This window comes from Burkholderiaceae bacterium DAT-1, assembly GCA_019084025.1.
Lineage (GTDB): Bacteria > Pseudomonadota > Gammaproteobacteria > Burkholderiales > Chitinimonadaceae > DAT-1.
The window spans coordinates 1-262 of the sequence record JAHRBI010000027.1; the positions used below are offsets into that span (position 1 = coordinate 1).

At 50.4% G+C, this 262-nt stretch carries 1 rRNA gene; it reads right to left on the reverse strand.

What is annotated here, in order from left to right:
- Nucleotides 1-113: ribosomal RNA gene (gene rrf / locus KSF73_17350) — 5S ribosomal RNA — on the reverse strand.
- Nucleotides 114-262: the final 149 nt, after the last annotated feature.

Genomic DNA, 262 nt, shown 5'->3' on the forward strand with positions numbered 1-262 from the left:
GCCTGGCGGTGACCTACGTTCACACGGGAACCCGCACTATCATCGGCGCAGCTTCGTTTCACGGTCCTGTTCGAAATGGGAAGGCGTGGGACCAAAGCGCTATTGCCGCCAGGCATAACTGGTTGTGCGTTGAGCTGTTCAACACACTGAATTGGTGTTTCTCATTTTAGAGAAACTGGAAGAAGTAAGCTTTGTTCAATACTTTGGATTGACGCTTCACACAACGAAGCATTTCTGGTTATAGGATCAAGCCGCACGGGCA